This window comes from Melaminivora jejuensis, assembly GCF_017811175.1.
GTDB lineage: Bacteria > Pseudomonadota > Gammaproteobacteria > Burkholderiales > Burkholderiaceae_C > Melaminivora > Melaminivora jejuensis.
Window position 1 is genome coordinate 2327027 of record NZ_JACWIJ010000002.1, and the last position, 15643, is coordinate 2342669.

Genomic DNA, 15643 nt, shown 5'->3' on the forward strand with positions numbered 1-15643 from the left:
CTCACGATGCAGCACGCCTGTTGCGGTGCAACAGGACATGCTCCTTGAGCACCGCATCCATCCGCGCCTGCCAGCCCTCGCCGGTACTGCGGAAATATTCGACGACCTCCGGGCTGTAGCGCACCGACAGGAGCACCTTGGGAGCTGCGGACTTCGGGCGCCCGCCCCGGTTGACCCGGGCGCGCGCCAGCATCTCGTCGGTCAGTTCCGGCAGTTCGTCATATTCCGCAGCGCCTACCTGATGGGCATCGACCCGCTGCAGGTCAGAGCCCAAGCAGCGTGCCGATCCGGTCTTTCTCGCGCTCATTGGCCTTCCTCATGCTGAAGACATGGCGGGCCGCGCCACGCGGGGTGTAGCCGACAACCACCATGCGCCCGGCCAGCAGGCCATAGCACAGGATGCGGGTTTCACCATAGTCTTGGCGGGGTCGAAGGTCACGCGCATGACGTTATTGTAGCTACACGAATCCAGGCTTCGACAGCCGTGCCAACAGTGGCGGGACGCCCGCTTGCGCCGTGCTCACGCACAGGCAGGCTGCTGCGTCCTACAGCCGGTGCCAGGGCCGGGGCGAAGAATGGCTGGGGCCGTACCCGCCCAGCCGCCCTGCCCATCGCCCGCCCATGCCAGATTTCTCCTCCGCCCCCGCCGCCCGCCTGGCGTTCAAGGTGCTCACCGTGAACGTCCACAAGGGCTTCACCTCCTTCAATCGCCGCTTCATGCTGCATGAGCTGCGCGAGGCGGTGCGGCAGGTGGCGGCGGACGTGGTCTTTCTGCAGGAGGTGCTGGGCACGCACCAGCGCCACGCCAGCCGGGTGCGCAATTTCCCCGCGCAGCCGCACTACGAGTTCCTGGCCGACTCCATCTGGAGCCAGTACGCCTATGGCCGCAACGCCGTCTATGACAGCGGCCACCACGGCAACGCGCTGCTGTCCAAGTTCCCCATCGTGCATTTCGAGAACCACGACATCTCGATCGCTGGCCCGGAGCGCCGCGGCATGTTGCACTGCGTGCTGCAGCCGCCCACTCTGGCCACGCCGGTACATGCCATCTGCGTACACCTGGGCCTGCAGGAGGCGCACCGCCACCAGCAGTTGCACCGCATGGCGGCGCTGGTGCGCTCGCTGCCCGAGAGCGAGCCCATCATCGTCGCCGGCGACTTCAACGACTGGCGGGGCCGGGCGCACACGCTGCTGGCCCGCGAGGCCGGGCTGCGCGAGGTCTTCGTGCATTCCCTGGGCCGGGCGCTGCGCACCTTCCCGGCGCCCATGCCGCTCTTGCCGCTGGATCGCATCTACGTGCGCGGCGTGGCCATCCACGCGCCGGTGCCGCTGCCCCGGCGGCCCTGGAGCCGGCTGTCCGACCATGCCCCGCTGGCGGCGGAGATCGCACTGTGAAGCCCGCCCCTACAGCCACCCGGCCCGCACCACGGCGCGCCTCGCGCTGGGTGCCGGGCAACCATTTCGAGCTGCTGGAAAACGGCGAGGAGTTCTTCCCCGCCGTGTTCGAGGCCATCCGCAGCGCCCGGCACGAGGTACTGCTGGAGACCTTCATCCTGTTCGACGACAAGATCGGCCGCGCCCTGCACGCTGCACTCTTGCAGGCGGCGCAGCAGGGCGTGCAGGTGCATGTGCTGGTGGATGGCTTTGGCTCGCCCGACCTGCCGCCCGAGTTCATCGCCGCGCTGGTGCAGGCCGGCGTGCATTACCGTGTGTTCGACCCAGGCGGGCGGCGCCTGTTCGGCCAGCGGCTGAACGTGCTGCGCCGGATGCACCGCAAGATCGTTGTGGTCGATGGCCAGCTGGCCTTCATCGGCGGCATCAACTACTCGGCCGACCACGTGGCCGACTTCGGCCCGCAGGCCAAGCAGGACTGGGCGGTGCGCGTGCGCGGGCCCATCGTGGCGCACATTCAGCGCTTTGCCCGCTGCGCCGTGCTGCCGCGGGGCGATGAGCGCCGGCGCAAGCTGCGCGCACCCCTGCCCGAACTGGCGCACGCCGGCATGGCAGACGCCATCTTCGTCACGCGCGACAACGACCTACACACCACCGACATCGAGCGCCACTACCGCATCGCCCTGCGCATTGCGCGCCAGCGGGTGGTGATTGCCAATGCCTATTTCTTCCCCGGCTGGCGCTTGGTACGCGCCATGCGCCGGGCGGCGCGCCGGGGCGTGCAGGTCACGCTGATCCTGCAGGGCGAGCCGGACATGCCCATCGTCAAGACGGCCGCCAGCCTGCTGTACGACCACCTGCTGCGCGCCGGCGTGCGCATCTTCGAATACTGCGAACGGCCACTGCATGGCAAGGTGGCGCTGGTCGATGGCGAGTGGGCCACGGTAGGTTCGAGCAACCTCGATCCGCTCAGCCTGTCGCTGAACCTGGAGGCCAACGTCATCATCCGCGACGCTGGCTTCAACGCCCGGCTGCACGCGCGCCTGGCACGCCTGATGCGCGAGGCCTGCACCCAGGTGCAGGCCCAGCCCAAGGGCGCTTTCGAAGGCCTGCGGCTGCTGCGCGGCTATCTGCTGTACCACCTGATGCGCTGGTTCCCGACCTGGGCCGGCTGGCTGCCGCGCCACCAGCCGCATATCTCGCTGGTGCAGCCCGAGGCCGGCCATGCGGGCAGCACCACCCGTTGAGCAGCAGCACCAGCCCGGACGCTGGCGCACTCTGCTGGCCAGCCGCGCCTGGCGCTGGCTGGGCGGTGCGCTGATGGCACTGGTGGCGCTGGCCGTCGCCACGCTGCTGGTGCAGCGCGCCATGCAGGTGGACTGGCCAGCGGTGTGGCGCGCGCTGCGCGCACTGCCGGCGGCCACGCTGGCGCTGGGGGCAGCACTGGCCTGGGCCAGCCACCTGGCCTATGGCTGCTTCGACCTGTTTGGCCGGCACGTCGTGCGCCACCCCCTGGGCGTGTCCCGCACCATGGCCATCACGCTGATCGCCTATCCGTTCACGCTCAACCTGGGCTCGCTGATCGGCGGGGTGTCGGTGCGCTGGCGGCTGTACTCGCGCCAGGGCCTGGACGTGGGGCAGATCGCACAGGTTGTCGTGCTGTCCATCGTCACCAATTGGGTGGGCTACTTCCTGCTGGCCTGCGCCGTGTTCTGGCGCTGGACGCCGCAACTGCCAGGCAGCTGGCAGATCGGCGCGCTGCAGCTGCGCTGGCTGGGCGTGGCGCTGGCGGCGGTGAGCGTGCTGTACGTGCTGCTGTGCGCGCTGCGGGGCGGCCAGCCTTTCATTTTTCGCGGGCGCAGCCTGCCGCTGCCGACCTGGCGCGTGGCGCTGCTGCAGCTACTGCTGTCGAGCCTGAACTGGGCGCTGATGGGCGCTGCCGTGTGGGCGCTGGCGCAGGGCCAGGCGCCCTACCCGGCTGCGCTGGCCACGGTGCTGCTGGGGGCGGTGGTCGGCCTGGTGTCGCGCATTCCCGCCGGGCTGGGCGTGCTGGAGGCGGTGGGCACCGCCGTGCTCTCGGGCTACCTACCCGCCAGCCAGGCGCTGGCGGTGGTATTGGCGTTTCGCGCGCTGTACTACCTGGCGCCGCTGGCCGTGGCAGCGCTGGCACTGCTGGCCACCGAGCTGCTGTGGCGCCGCCAGGCGCCCACGCGCGCCGGCAGCCTGCCAGGCCTCAGCTGACCTTGAAGCCGGTCTCCTTGACGATGCGCTTCCAGCGCTCGTTGTCGGCGGCGATCATCTTGCCGAACTCCTCGGGCGTGGTGCGCCGGGGCGTGTAGTTGTAGCTGCGCAGCTTGGCCTGCACGTCCTCCAGTTGCATGACCTTGTCCATCTCGTGCGCCAGATAGGCCACGGCCTCCTTGGGCGTTCCCTTGGGGCCAGCAGGCCGGCCCAGGAAGCGAAATCCATGCCCTCGATGCCCTGCTCCCTGAGCGTGGGCACATCCGGAAAAGACGCCGCGCGCTGCGGCATGACCACGCCCAGCGCCTTGACGCGCCCGGCGCGGATCATCTCCACGGCGGCGAACGAGTCCAGCGAAAAATCCACCTCGCCCGACACCACCGCCTGCATCTGCGGCGCCGTGCCCTTGTACTGGGCGTTGATGGTCTCGGGGGCGCCGATGATGCGCTTGAACTCCTCGCTCATCAGGTTGATCATGCTGCTGCCCGAGGACATGGACAGGGGCTGCGGCCCGCGCGCCAGGGCAATCAGCTCCTTCATGTTGTTTGCCGGCAAGTCCTTGCGCGCAATCACGATGAAGCCCACGTCGCAGATGTGCGTGACCGGCTCGAAGCTGGCCAGCGCCTCGTAGCCGACCTTGTAGATGACCGGGCTGAGCGTCTGCGCACCGGCGGTGTTGATCAGCAGCGTGTAGCCATCGGGCGCGCTGCGCGCCACCTGCTCGGTGCCGATGGAGCCGCCCGCGCCGCCCTTGTTCTCGACGATGAAGGACTGGCCGACCTGCTCGCCGAGCTTTTGCAGCACCAGCCGCGCCACCACGTCGGTGGTGCCTCCGGCGGCAAAGGGCACGATGACGCGCACCGGCTTGTTCGGGTAGCCGCTGGCGCTGGCCGCCATGGCCCAGCCGGGCGCAGCTGCGGCGGCGGCCAGGCCCAGGCCCTGCATCAGCCATTGGCGGCGCGTGCTGTGGGGTGCATTCATGCGTTTTGTCTCCTGTCGAAATCCAGGCCCGGCGCCCAAGTGGCCGGGGAGGAAATTTCAATTGTGGAAACACCGTGCCAGCACGTCCAATTGCAAAAAACTCTGCGTCGATTCGCTGCGCCAATCAGGTGCATCGTTCAGGCCGGGGCGCTGCCGTAGTCCTGGCGCAGCTCGCGCTTGAGCACCTTGCCGATGGCGCTGCGCGGCAGCTCATCGACCAGGCGCAGATCGGCCAGGCGCTGGGTCTTGCCGGCGCGCTGGTTGAACCACGCGCGCAGCGCCTGCGCATCGGCTGGCTGGCCGGCGCGCGGCACGACGAAGGCCACCGGGGTCTCGCCCCACTGGCGCGAGGGCACGCCGACCACGGCCACGTCGGCCACCGCCGGGTGCGCACGCAACTGCGCCTCCAGATCGCTGGGGTAGATGTTGAAGCCGCCGCTGATGATCATGTCCTTGCGCCGATCCAGCAGCGTCAGAAAGCCCTCGGCATCGAAGCGGCCCACGTCGCCGGTGCGGATGAAGCGCTTGCCCTGGGCGTCGAACCACTCGGCCTCGCGCGTCTTTTCCGGCTGGTTGTGGTAGCCGGTCATCATGCCGGGCGAGTGGCCCACGACTTCGCCGGCCTCGCCAGGCGCCGCTTCGCGGCCCTCCTCGTCGATCAGCCGGATGTCGTGGCCGGCGGCGGGGCGGCCCACGGTGTGCAGCTTGTCCGGGTGCAGGTGCGCCTCCAGGATGCAGGTGCCGCCGCCCTCGGTCATGCCGTAGAACTCGACCAGCGCGCCAGGCCAGCGCGCCAGCACGTCGGCCTTGAGCTCGGCGCGAAACGGCGCGCTGGTGCAGAACTTGTGCGTGAAGCTGGACAGATCGTGGCTGCCGAAATCGGGCTGATCCATGATGCGCTGGTACTGCACCGGCACCAGCATGGTGTGCGTGACGCGCAGCTGCTGCGCCAGCTGCAGGTAGCGCGCCGCGTCGAACTTGGCCATCAGCGCCACTGTGCCGCCATAGGCCAGCGTCGGGAAGAACACCACCAGCGTGGTGTTGGAGTACAGCGGCGTGGACAGCAGCGTCGTGCCCTGCGGGCCGTAGCCCTGCGTGGCGCCGCGCCGGATGTGCGCCCAGCGCATACCGTGCGACTGCACGATGCCCTTCGGAATGCCGGTGGTGCCCGACGAGTAGATGATGTTGAACGCCGCCTCGGGCGGCACCGCCACCGGCTGCGGCTGCGCGCCCTCGGGGGCCAGCCACGCGTCCCAGGCCTGGCCGGGGGCCACGCCGTCCAGCGAGATGCGCGCCACCTGCGTGCCGGGCCAGTCCTGCGGCGCGGCCTGGTCGGCAAACAGCAGCCGCGCGCCGGCGTCGCCCAGCATGACGGCCAGCGTCTCGGGCGCGGCACTGGGCGGCAGCGGCGCGACCACCACGCCGGCGCGCAAAGCGCCCAGGAACAGCGCGCCATAGCGCACCGAGTTCAGCGCGCAGATGGCGATCGCCTGGCCTGGCAGCACGCCGCCTTGCTGCAAGGCGGCGGCGATGCGATCCATCAGGACATCGAGCTGGGCGTAGCTCAGGGCCTCGCCCTCGCCCGTCAGCGCCAGGCGCTCTGCCTGCCGGCGTGCGTGCTCGCGGATCAGGTCGGACAGGGGCTGGTAGGGAACGTCAGGCGCGGCGGGCTGCATGGGCGGTGTCTCCAGATGTCGTGGATTATTAAAAATAATAGCTATCAGCGCTTGACTGGCAAGGGTTTGCGCCGGATTTCATGCAAATTTCCAGCAGCAAACCGGTGCCAGGCAGGCGGTCACTGCAGGGCCTGCAGCATCTGCGGCACGGCCTCGAACAGATCGGCCTCCAGGCCGTAGTCGGCCACGCTGAAGATGGGCGCTTCCGCATCCTTGTTGATGGCCACGATGACCTTGGAGTCCTTCATGCCCGCCAGGTGCTGGATGGCCCCGCTGATGCCCACGGCGATGTACAGCTGGGGCGCCACGATCTTGCCGGTCTGGCCGACCTGCAGGTCGTTGGGCGCGTAGCCGGCATCGACTGCGGCGCGGCTGGCGCCGATGGCCGCGCCCAGCTTGTCGGCCAGCGGCGTGAGCACGGCCTGGAACTTCTCGGCGCTGCCCAGCGCCCGGCCACCGGAGACGATGACCTTGGCGGCGGTGAGCTCGGGGCGGTCGCTCTTGGTGACTTCGCGGCCCACGAAGGCGCTTTTGCCAGAGTCCTGCACAGCGTCGATCCTGTCCACGCTGGCGCTGCCGCTGCTTGCATCGGCGGCATCAAAGCCGGTGCCGCGCACGGTGATGACCTTGACGCTGTCCACGCTTTGCACGGTGGCGATGGCGTTGCCGGCGTAGATGGGGCGCTCGAAGGTGTCGCTGCTGACCACCTTGGTGATGTCGCTGATTTGCGCCACGTCCAGCTTGGCGGCCACGCGCGGCGCGACGTTCTTGCCGCTGGCGGTGGCCGGGAACACGATGTGGCTGTAGTGGCCGGCAATTTGCAGCACCTGGGCAGCGACGTTCTCGGCCAGCGCGTCCTTGAGGCTGGCGCCGTCGGCCAGCAGTACCTTGGCGACGCCGGCAATTTTTGCCGCAGCGTCGGCGGCGGCCTGGGCGTTCTCGCCAGCGACCAGCACGTGGACGTCGCCGCCGCAGGCAGCGGCGGCGGTGACGGCGTTGAGCGTGGCGCCCTTGAGGCTTTGGTTGTCGTGTTCGGCAATGACGAGTGCTGTCATGTCTTGTGTCCTTGTCCTTATCCCTTAGATGACCTTGGCTTCGCCGCGCAGCTTGGCCACCAGCGTGGCCACGTCGGGCACCTTGACGCCAGCGCCGCGCTTGGCCGGCTCGGCCACCTTGAGTGTCTTCAGGCGCGGGGCGACATCGACGCCCAGCTCTTCGGGCTTGAGCGTCTCGAGGGGCTTTTTCTTGGCCTTCATGATGTTGGGCAGCGTGACGTAGCGCGGCTCGTTGAGGCGCAGGTCGGTGGTGACCACCGCCGGCAGCGACAGCTGCACGGTCTCCAGCCCGCCATCGACTTCGCGCGTGACGCTGGCCTTGCCGTCGGCCACTTCCACTTTGCTGGCGAAGGTGCCCTGGGGCAGCTCGGCCAGCGCGGCCAGCATCTGGCCGACTTGGTTGGCGTCGTCGTCGATGGCCTGCTTGCCCAGGATGATCAGCTGGGGCTGCTCCTTGTCCACCACGGCCTTGAGCAGCTTGGCCACCGCCAGCGGCTGCAGCTCGGCGTCCGCCGGCGTCTCCACCAGGATGGCCCGGTCGGCGCCGATGGCCATGGCGGTGCGCAGCGTCTCCTGCGCCTGCGCCACCCCGCACGAGACGGCGATCACTTCCGTGACCACGCCCTTTTCCTTCAGGCGAACCGCCTCCTCCACGGCGATCTCGTCAAAGGGGTTCATGCTCATCTTGACGTTGGCCGTGTCCACACCGCTGCCATCCGATTTCACCCGGACTTTCACGTTGTAGTCCACCACGCGCTTGACGGGAACGAGAATTTTCATAAGTGCAATCTCTGTTGGTTGGAAAAAATCAGCGCAGCAGCCCGGCCAGGCGGGCCGAGATGATGGGGCGCTCGATGCCCAGCAATTCGGTGATGCGGGTTTTCATGGTGTCTGCCTGTTTCCTCTGATGGACAAATGGCTCAGTCCTGGCTGATGCCCTTGTCGCGGATGATCTGGCCCCAGCGCTGGTAGTCCTGCTGCAGGCGCTGTGCCAGCTCGGCGGGCGGCTGGTAGCGGGCGATGGCACCGGCGCTGATCATGCCCTCCTGCATGTCCTTGTCGGCCAGGATCTGGCGCACTTCGCCGGCGATGCGCTCGACGATGGGCTTGGGCGTGCCCGCCGGCGCCAGCAGCGCGCCCCAGGACACGGCGTCGTAGCCCTCGATGCCCTGCTCGGAGATGGTCTGCACCTGCGGCAGCATCTGCACGCGCTCGGGCGAGCCGACGGCGATGGCGCGCAGCTTGCCGGCCTGGATGTGCGGCAGCGCGGCCACCAGATCCGAGTACATGACCGGCACCTGGCCGCCGATGGTGTCGGTGATCGCCGGCACCCCGCCCTTGTAGGGCACGTGCTGCATGTCGAAGCCCGCCATCTGCTTGAGCAGCTCCATGCTCAGGTGGCCAAAGCTGCCGGTGCCCGAACTGGTGTAGTTCAGCGGGGCTTTTTGCGCCTTGGCGTGCGCGATGAGCGACTTCAGGTCGGTCACCTGGGGCAGCAGCTTCGGGTTGACGACGATGACGATGGGCAGGTCATAGACCGTGGCCACGGGCGTGAAATCCCGGGCCGTGTCGTAGCCGAGCTTTCTGTACAGGTGCGGCGCCAGCATGGTCGGCGTGGCCAGCATCATCAGCGTGTAGCCGTCGGGCTCGGCCTTCCTGACCTGGGCGGCAGCGATGGAGCCCGAGGCGCCCGCGCGGTTTTCCACGATGACCGACTGGCCCAGGCGCTCGCCCAGCTTCTGGCCGACCAGGCGCGAGACGGTGTCGGTGGGCCCGCCGGGCGGGAAGGGCACGACCAGCCGGATCGGCTTGTTGGGCCAGGCCTTGGCACCTTGCGCCGCAGCGCTGCCCAGCCAGCCGGTGGCGCCCAACGCGGCTGCGCCCTGCAGCAATGCACGGCGTTGCTTGTCGATGAATTGCATCATTTTTCTCCCTGGATGCCGGCCACGGCGGCAGCTCGGCAGGCAGCGCCTGCCGTGGCCCTTGAAACAAAAAAAAGGGGGGTGCGGGCGGTCAGCCCGTGCGCTGCGGCAGCGTCAGCACGCCTGCGGATTGCAGGCGCGCCAGCGCCTCGTCGTCCAGCGCCAGCAGCTGGTGCAGCACCTCGCGCGTGCCCTCGCCCAGAGTGGGCGGCGCGCGGCGGATCGGCAGGCGCTGGCCGTCCAGGCGGTAGGGCGGCGCAAACACCGGCGTTGTGCCGGCCACCGGGTGGGGCATGTCCTGCACCAGGCGGCCACGGCGCGTGCGCTCGCTGGTCAGCGCCTCGTGCAGCCCGGCCACGCGCCCGCACGGGATGCCGGCTGCCGTCAGGCGCTCAAGCAGCAGCTCGCGCGGGAAGGTGCGGATCAGCTCCTTGAGCAGCGGGCCCAGCGCCAGACGGTTCTTCGCGCGCTCGACGTTGGTGGCAAAGCGCGGGTCTTGCACGATGTCCGGGCGCTCGATGACCTGGCGGCAGAACTTGTCGAACTGCGCGTTGTTGCCCACGGCGATGATCAAGGGGCCATCGGCCGCCTCGTACATGCCGTAGGGCACGATGGAGGGATGGGCATTGCCGTAGCGCTCGGGGTCGTGGCCGAGCTGGAGCGCGTCCAGGCCGTAGTAGCCGGTAATCGTCAGGCCGCAGTCGTACAGCGCCATCTCGATGAAGCGCCCCCGGCCCTGGCGCTGGCGCTGGTACAGCGCTGCCAGGATGGCCTGCGCCGCATACATGCCGGTCATCAGATCGACCACCGCCACGCCGAACTTCAGCGGCGGCGTGCCGGCCTCGCCGTTGAGCGCCATCAGACCGGCCTCGCCCTGGATGACCAGGTCATAGCCGGGCCGGCGCGCCTCGGGCCCACTGGTGTCGTAGCCCGCCACGGCGCAGTAGATCAGGTCGTCCTTGAGGGCCTTGAGCTGCTCGTAGCCCACGCCGAGCTTTTCCGCGCCGCCGGTCTTGAAGTTGTGGATGACCACGTCGCACTGCGGCACCAGCTCGCGCACGATCCCCAGCCCCTCGGGGCTTTGCAGATCCAGCGTGATGGAGCGCTTGTTGCGGTTCATGCTGTTGTAGTAGGTGGTCTCGGTCTGGCCGATGCGCAGGCCCCAGTCGCGCGTGTCGTCGCCACGCCCGGGGTGCTCGACCTTGATGACTTCGGCGCCCAGGTCGCCCAGCACCATGGCGCACATGGGGCCGGCGAACACGCGCGAGAGGTCGAGCACGCGCACGCCGGCCAGCGGCAGGTCGAGGCGGTGCGGGTCTTGATCTTGGATGGTGGTCATGGCTCGGTACTGTCTGCTGTCCAGGTCACTCGGATTTCGGGGCGCCCATCAGGGCGATCGTGCCCTGGGCGATGGCGCACAGCTTTTCCACGCCCGCAGCATCCACCGCGTACACATCGCAGCGGCATACCGCCTGGGAGCGTCCTGCATGGACGACCGAGGCACGCGCCACCAGCTGCCGGCCCATGGCAGGCCGCACATAGTTGATCTTGTACTCAGAGGTCACCACGGCTGGCCCCAGGGCTGCGCCACCGGCGAAGGTGAGCGCGTTGTCGGCCAGATAGGACACCACGCCGCCATGCACGAAGCCGTGCTGCTGCTGGATTTTCTGGGCGACGGGCAGGCGCAGCTCCACTCCCTCGCAGGTGTAGCGCGTCAGTTCGGCCTGCACGAGCTGGCTGAAGGGCTGCGCATCCAGAACACTGCGCGCGTCCTCGATCATTCGGTTCATGGCGTTTCCTCGCTGGTAGGTATTGAGAGCATGGTCATGCGCGCGGCGCCGCAGAAGGCTTGCGCAGGCGGGCAAAGTCGGCCGGGCGCTTTTCCAGGAAGGCGGCGATGCCCTCGCGCGACTCCTCGGTTCCCTGCGACAGCGGCATGTACAGGGCTTCGAGTTCGAGCTGCTGCTCCAGCGTGTTGCGCGGCGCCATGCGGCACAGGTGCTTGATGCGGCCCATGGCCAGCTCGGGGCCGCGCGCGATCTGCTGCGCCAGCTCCAGCGCCTGCTGCAGCGCCTGGCCCGGCTCGGCCAGGCGGTTGACCACGCCCAGCTGGTGCAGGCGCTCGCCGCTGACCGGCTGGCCCGTCAGGCACAGCTCGGTCAGCAGCTGGCGCGACAGATGCTCGGCCAGCAGCGCCGTGGCGCCGCCGTCGGGCGTGAGGCCGACCTTGACGTAGGCCACCGCGAACACGGCGTTCCTGGCCGCCACCAGCATGTCGCCAGCCAGCGCCAGCGACAGGCCGGCGCCGGCGGCGGCGCCCTCCACGGCGACGATGACCGGCTTGGGGCAGTCGCGCAGCGTGCGGATCAGGTCGTGCAGGCCTTCGAGCTTTTGCCGGCGCGCGGCCATCGGCAGCTCGCGCCGGGTGGCCAACTGGCGCAGGTCGCCGCCCGCGCAGAAATGCCCGCCCTCGCCCGTCAGCACCACGGCGCCGACGCTGCTGTCGGCGCCGGCGGCGTGCAGCGCCTCGGTCATGCCCTGGTAGAAGCCGGGGGTGAGCGCGTTGCGCGCCGCCGGGTTGTTGTTAGACAGGATGAGTACCGCGCCATCGCGGCGGGCGAGCAAGGCTGGGGCATCCATGGCCACTTCCTCCAGGGTCTGATTGATACTATTTTGATAGCTGTCAACGCTTGCCAGGCAAGGGTTTTTGGCTGTTTTGACTGTTTTTTCAGACTGCTTTTCGGCAGTTTCAGTCGCGCAGCGCCATCCAGCGCGCCAGGTGGTGATCCATGTCGCCGAGCTGGTGGTCGATCATGACCAGGCGCTTGGCGTAGTGCGCCAGCGGCAGCTCCCAGGTCACGCCGATGCCGCCGTGCAGCTGGATGGCCTCCTCGGCCACCAGCGTGCCGATCCTGCCGACGCTGTACTTGGCCGCCGACAAGGCCTTCTCGCGCGCGATGCGCTCGTCGCCCTCAATGGCAGCGGCGGCATTGATGACCGCCGAGCGCGCCTGCTCGACCTCCAGCAGGAGGTCGGCCATGCGGTGCTGCAGCGCCTGGAAGCTGCCGATCGGCACGCCGAACTGCCGGCGCGTGCGCAGGTATTCCAGCGTGTCCATCTTGGCGCGCTCCATGGCGCCCAGCGACTCGGCCGACAGCGCCAGCAGGCCATAGCCCACCACCCGCTCCAGCAGCGCCAGGCCCTGGCCTTCGGCGCCCAGCAGCGCATCGGCGCCCAGCTGCACGTTCTCGAACGTCAGCTCGGCGGCATGGCCGCCGTCGATGCGGCCATAGCCGCGCGCCTTGATGCCCGGCGCGTCGCCCGGCACCAGGAACAGCGAGATGCCCTGCGCATCGCCCACCTCGCCTGCGGTGCGCGCGCTGACCAGCAGCAGCTGCGCCTGGTCGCCAAACGGCACCACGGCCTTGGCGCCGTCGAGCACCCAGCCCTCGCCCGCGCGCCGCGCGCTGGTGGCCACGCGCTCCAGCTCGTAGTGGCTGGCCGGCTCGTCGTGCGCCAGAGAGGCGATGGTGCTGCCGTCGATGAGGCCGGCCAGCCGCTCCTTTTGCGCAGCACTGCCGGCCAGCACCAGGGCGCGCCCGACCAGCAGCGCGCCCAGCACCGGCTCGGCCACCAGGTGGTTACCCAGCACCTCGAACACCAGGGCGATGTCGGCGCCCGCGCCGCCAAAGCCGCCCTCGTCCTCGGGCAGCAGCGCGCCGATGGCGCCGATCTCGGCAAGTTTCGCGTGGATTTCGGGGCTCCAGCCCTGCGCGCCGTAGGCCGTGCGGTTGCGTACCTCGGCCGGGTACTGCTCGGACAGGAAGCGGCCCAGGGCGTCCGCCAACATGCGGCGGTCTTCGTTCAGTTCAAAGTTCATGGCTCAGTCAACCCCTCACAGCCCCAGGATGGTCTTGGAGATGATGTTCTTCTGGATCTCGTTGGAGCCGCCGAAGATGGACAGCTTGCGGTAGTTGAAGTAGGCCGCCGCTGCCGTGGCCGCCTCGGGCGGGCCGACCGGCGGCTCGGCCCAGCCGGCGTGCTGCGCCTGCTCGATGTAGGGCAGCGCATACGGCCCCATGGCGCGGCGGATGAGCGACAGCAGCTCCTGGCGGATCACCGTGCCGCGAATCTTGAGCATGGAGCTCTCCGCCCCCGGCACGCCCCCGCCCTGCACGGCAGCGAGCACGCGCAAGTTGGTGGTCTTCATGTTCTCCAGGTCGATCTCGACCTGCGCCATGCGCGTGGCGAACTGCGGATCCTCGGCCAGCGGCTTGCCGTTTCGCTGCACGCGGCTGGCGATGAGCTTGAGCTTTTCCAGCGCGGCGACGGACAGGCCCACGCCGGCGATGCCGGTGCGCTCATAGGTCAGCAAATACTTGGCGTAAGTCCAGCCCTTGTTTTCCTCGCCGACCAGGTTCTCCAGCGGCACGCGCACGTCGGTCAGGAAGACCTCGTTGACCTCGGCGTCGCCGTCCAGCGTGCGGATGGGGCGCACCTCCACGCCCGGCTGGTTCATGTCGATCAGCAAAAAGCTGATGCCCGACTGCGCCTTGGCCGCGCGGTCGGTGCGCGCCAGGCAAAACATCATGTTGGCGTGCTGGCCCTGCGTCGTCCAGGTCTTCTGGCCATTGACGAGGTAGTAGTCGCCTGCGGCGTCCGAGACCCGCACCGCCGTGGTCTTGAGGCTGGCCAGATCCGAGCCGGCGCCCGGCTCGGAGTAGCCCTGGCACCACCAGTCGGAGCCATCCAGGATGCGCGGCAGCCAGCGCTTTTTCTGCTCCTGGCTGCCGTACTGGATCAGCACCGGCCCCAACATGCTGATGCCGAACGGCACCAAGCGCGGGCCGCCGGCGCGGGCGCTCTCGTCGTCGAAGATGAACTTCTGCACCGGCGTCCAGGCCGTGCCGCCCCACTCGGTCGGCCAGTGGTAGGCCAGCCAGCCCTTCCTGTTCAGGATGGCGTGCCAGTTTTCCTGGTCGAAGCGCGTCAGGCGCTGGCCGGCGCGAACCTTGGCCGCCAGGTCGCGCGGCAGGTGCTCTTGCAGGAAGGCGCGCACCTCGGCGCGGAACGCTTCTTCCTCTGGCGTGAATTGCAAGTCCATGTCCTGCCCGCCTTCAGAAAATCTCGAACAGGCCGGCTGCACCCATGCCGCCGCCGATGCACATGGTCACCACGCCCCACTTCGCTTTCTCGCCGCGCTGCTTGCGCCGCTGGCCTTCCAGCAGGATGTGGCCGGCCAGGCGCGCGCCGGTCATGCCGAAGGGGTGGCCGATGGAGATGGCGCCGCCGTTGACGTTCAGCCGCTCCATCGGGATGTCCAGCTTGCGCTGGCAGTACAGGGCCTGCGAGGCGAAGGCCTCGTTGAGCTCCCACAGGTCGATGTCCTGCACCTTCAGGCCGGCGCGCTCCAGCAGGCGCGGCACGGCAAAGACCGGGCCGATGCCCATCTCGTCAGGCTCGCAGCCGGCAATGGCAAAGCCACGGAAGGCGCCCAGGGGCGACAGGCCCAGGCGCTCGGCCTCCTTGGCTTCCATGATCACGCAGGCGGCTGCGCCGTCGGACAGCTGCGAGGCATTGCCGGCGGTGACGAACTTGCCCGCGCCCTTGACCGGCTCCAGCTTGGCCAGGCCTTCCAGGGTGGTGGAGGGGCGGTTGCAGTTGTCCATGGTGGCCACGGCCTGGCGGTAGGTGACCTCGCCGGTCTCCTTGTTCTTTTCCGCCATGCGCGTGGTGCAGTGGACGATCTCGTTGTCGAACACGCCGGAGCTTTGGGCTGCTGCTGTGCGCTGCTGGCTTTGCAGGGCAAAGGCGTCCTGATCCTCGCGCGAGATGCCGTAGCGCTGGGCCACCACGTCGGCGGTGTCGATCATCTCCATGAACAGCTCGGGCTTGTGTTCGACCAGCCAGGGGTCGAGGTGCGCGGCGCCGCTGCGCCCGGCCGGGTTCAGCAGCGAGATGCTCTCGGCGCCGCCGGCGATGATGGCCGGCACGCCTTCCAGCACCACCCGGCCGGCGGCCACGGCAATCGCCTGCAGGCCCGAGGAGCAGAAACGGTTGATGACGGTGCCGCCTACCGTGACCGGCAGGCCGGCGCGCAGGGCGGTCTGGCGGCCGATGTTGCGGCCCATGGAGTTTTCCGGGTAGCCGCAGCCCCAGATCAGGTCTTCGATCAGGTTGGGATCAACGCCCGAGCGCTCGACAGCAGCGCGCACGGCAAAGGCGCCCAGCTCGGGGCCGGGCGTGGCGTTGAATTCGCCCCGGTGCGCCTTGGTCAGCGGCGTGCGGGCGGTGGAGACGATGACGGCTTCGCGCATGGGAAATACCTCGTAGGGGTTGAATGCAAAATTGATAGCTATCAGCGCTTGACTGGCAA

The 15643-nt window shown here is 68.9% G+C and carries 15 protein-coding genes and 1 pseudogene; 3 read left to right on the plus strand and 13 right to left on the minus strand.

The annotated features are described in order from the left end of the window. Position 1: 1 nt before the first annotated feature. Positions 2-274 carry a BrnA antitoxin family protein gene (locus tag IDM45_RS11030; RefSeq protein WP_232654022.1) on the minus strand — a complete coding sequence of 91 codons (273 nt, stop codon included), beginning with the start codon at positions 272-274 and terminating at the stop codon, positions 2-4. Then, positions 264-371, minus strand: a complete 108-nt coding sequence (locus IDM45_RS11035; RefSeq protein WP_232654020.1) for a BrnT family toxin — start codon at positions 369-371, stop codon at positions 264-266. Before IDM45_RS11035 ends, IDM45_RS11030 begins: the two co-directional genes overlap by 11 nt. Positions 372-621: 250 nt before the next feature. On the opposite strand from IDM45_RS11035, the gene IDM45_RS11040 reads away from it, so the two are divergent. From IDM45_RS11040 to IDM45_RS11050, 3 genes are read left to right on the plus strand one after another with little or no spacing between them, the layout of a single operon-like run. Continuing rightward, positions 622-1395 (plus strand): endonuclease/exonuclease/phosphatase family protein, encoded by a 774-nt coding sequence (locus IDM45_RS11040; RefSeq protein ID WP_209422884.1) that lies wholly within the window; start codon positions 622-624, stop codon positions 1393-1395. Then, positions 1392-2639, plus strand: coding sequence for a cardiolipin synthase ClsB (gene clsB / locus IDM45_RS11045; RefSeq protein ID WP_232654019.1), 1248 nt, complete (start codon positions 1392-1394; stop codon positions 2637-2639). The genes IDM45_RS11040 and clsB overlap by 4 nt, the downstream gene beginning before the upstream one ends. Continuing rightward, complete coding sequence (locus tag IDM45_RS11050) at positions 2617-3633, plus strand: lysylphosphatidylglycerol synthase transmembrane domain-containing protein (protein ID WP_209422885.1); 1017 nt, start codon at positions 2617-2619, stop codon at positions 3631-3633. The genes clsB and IDM45_RS11050 overlap by 23 nt, the downstream gene beginning before the upstream one ends. On the opposite strand, the pseudogene IDM45_RS11055 reads toward IDM45_RS11050, so the two are convergent. The 11 genes and pseudogenes from IDM45_RS11055 to IDM45_RS11105 all read right to left on the minus strand — a co-directional run bounded on the left by IDM45_RS11055 (position 3626) and on the right by IDM45_RS11105 (position 15584). Next, a pseudogene (locus tag IDM45_RS11055) lies at positions 3626-4614 on the minus strand (Bug family tripartite tricarboxylate transporter substrate binding protein). The gene IDM45_RS11050 and the pseudogene IDM45_RS11055 sit on opposite strands and share 8 nt — an antisense overlap. Before the next feature lie 137 nt (positions 4615-4751). Then, positions 4752-6290: a class I adenylate-forming enzyme family protein gene (locus IDM45_RS11060; RefSeq protein ID WP_209422886.1), complete on the minus strand. Its 1539-nt coding sequence runs from the start codon at positions 6288-6290 to the stop codon at positions 4752-4754. 119 nt (positions 6291-6409) lie between these two features. Continuing rightward, the gene (locus IDM45_RS11065; RefSeq protein ID WP_209422887.1) at positions 6410-7345 is read right to left on the minus strand and encodes an electron transfer flavoprotein subunit alpha/FixB family protein; all 936 of its coding nucleotides are present in this window, start codon (positions 7343-7345) and stop codon (positions 6410-6412) included. A 24-nt stretch (positions 7346-7369) separates the two neighbouring features. Then, the gene (locus tag IDM45_RS11070; RefSeq protein ID WP_209422888.1) at positions 7370-8125 is read right to left on the minus strand and encodes an electron transfer flavoprotein subunit beta/FixA family protein; all 756 of its coding nucleotides are present in this window, start codon (positions 8123-8125) and stop codon (positions 7370-7372) included. A gap of 140 nt (positions 8126-8265) precedes the next feature. After that, the gene (locus IDM45_RS11075; protein WP_232654013.1) at positions 8266-9267 is read right to left on the minus strand and encodes a Bug family tripartite tricarboxylate transporter substrate binding protein; all 1002 of its coding nucleotides are present in this window, start codon (positions 9265-9267) and stop codon (positions 8266-8268) included. A gap of 91 nt (positions 9268-9358) precedes the next feature. Then, complete coding sequence (locus tag IDM45_RS11080; protein ID WP_209422890.1) at positions 9359-10606, minus strand: CaiB/BaiF CoA transferase family protein; 1248 nt, start codon at positions 10604-10606, stop codon at positions 9359-9361. A gap of 25 nt (positions 10607-10631) precedes the next feature. Next, on the minus strand, positions 10632-11057 hold the full coding sequence (locus IDM45_RS11085) for a PaaI family thioesterase (RefSeq protein WP_209422891.1): 426 nt from the start codon (positions 11055-11057) through the stop codon (positions 10632-10634). A gap of 34 nt (positions 11058-11091) precedes the next feature. Then, the gene (locus IDM45_RS11090; RefSeq protein ID WP_209422892.1) at positions 11092-11907 is read right to left on the minus strand and encodes an oxepin-CoA hydrolase, alternative type; all 816 of its coding nucleotides are present in this window, start codon (positions 11905-11907) and stop codon (positions 11092-11094) included. Positions 11908-12016: 109 nt separating this feature from the next. Next, positions 12017-13147: an acyl-CoA dehydrogenase family protein gene (locus IDM45_RS11095; RefSeq protein ID WP_209422893.1), complete on the minus strand. Its 1131-nt coding sequence runs from the start codon at positions 13145-13147 to the stop codon at positions 12017-12019. A gap of 15 nt (positions 13148-13162) precedes the next feature. Next, complete coding sequence (locus IDM45_RS11100) at positions 13163-14371, minus strand: acyl-CoA dehydrogenase family protein (RefSeq protein WP_209422894.1); 1209 nt, start codon at positions 14369-14371, stop codon at positions 13163-13165. Positions 14372-14384: 13 nt separating this feature from the next. Then, positions 14385-15584, minus strand: coding sequence for an acetyl-CoA C-acyltransferase (locus tag IDM45_RS11105; protein WP_209422895.1), 1200 nt, complete (start codon positions 15582-15584; stop codon positions 14385-14387). Between the last annotated feature and the right edge of the window lie 59 nt (positions 15585-15643).

Coding starts and splice junctions, on each gene's coding strand:
- IDM45_RS11035 (WP_232654020.1), bottom strand. CDS start 371: ATGGTGGTTGTCGGCTACACCCCGCGTGGCGCGGCCCGCCATGTCTTC.
- IDM45_RS11040 (WP_209422884.1), top strand. CDS start 622: ATGCCAGATTTCTCCTCCGCCCCCGCCGCCCGCCTGGCGTTCAAGGTG.
- IDM45_RS11050 (WP_209422885.1), top strand. CDS start 2,617: ATGCGGGCAGCACCACCCGTTGAGCAGCAGCACCAGCCCGGACGCTGG.
- IDM45_RS11060 (WP_209422886.1), bottom strand. CDS start 6,290: ATGCAGCCCGCCGCGCCTGACGTTCCCTACCAGCCCCTGTCCGACCTG.
- IDM45_RS11065 (WP_209422887.1), bottom strand. CDS start 7,345: ATGACAGCACTCGTCATTGCCGAACACGACAACCAAAGCCTCAAGGGC.
- IDM45_RS11070 (WP_209422888.1), bottom strand. CDS start 8,125: ATGAAAATTCTCGTTCCCGTCAAGCGCGTGGTGGACTACAACGTGAAA.
- IDM45_RS11075 (WP_232654013.1), bottom strand. CDS start 9,267: ATGCAATTCATCGACAAGCAACGCCGTGCATTGCTGCAGGGCGCAGCC.
- IDM45_RS11080 (WP_209422890.1), bottom strand. CDS start 10,606: ATGACCACCATCCAAGATCAAGACCCGCACCGCCTCGACCTGCCGCTG.
- IDM45_RS11085 (WP_209422891.1), bottom strand. CDS start 11,057: ATGAACCGAATGATCGAGGACGCGCGCAGTGTTCTGGATGCGCAGCCC.
- IDM45_RS11090 (WP_209422892.1), bottom strand. CDS start 11,907: ATGGATGCCCCAGCCTTGCTCGCCCGCCGCGATGGCGCGGTACTCATC.
- IDM45_RS11095 (WP_209422893.1), bottom strand. CDS start 13,147: ATGAACTTTGAACTGAACGAAGACCGCCGCATGTTGGCGGACGCCCTG.
- IDM45_RS11100 (WP_209422894.1), bottom strand. CDS start 14,371: ATGGACTTGCAATTCACGCCAGAGGAAGAAGCGTTCCGCGCCGAGGTG.
- IDM45_RS11105 (WP_209422895.1), bottom strand. CDS start 15,584: ATGCGCGAAGCCGTCATCGTCTCCACCGCCCGCACGCCGCTGACCAAG.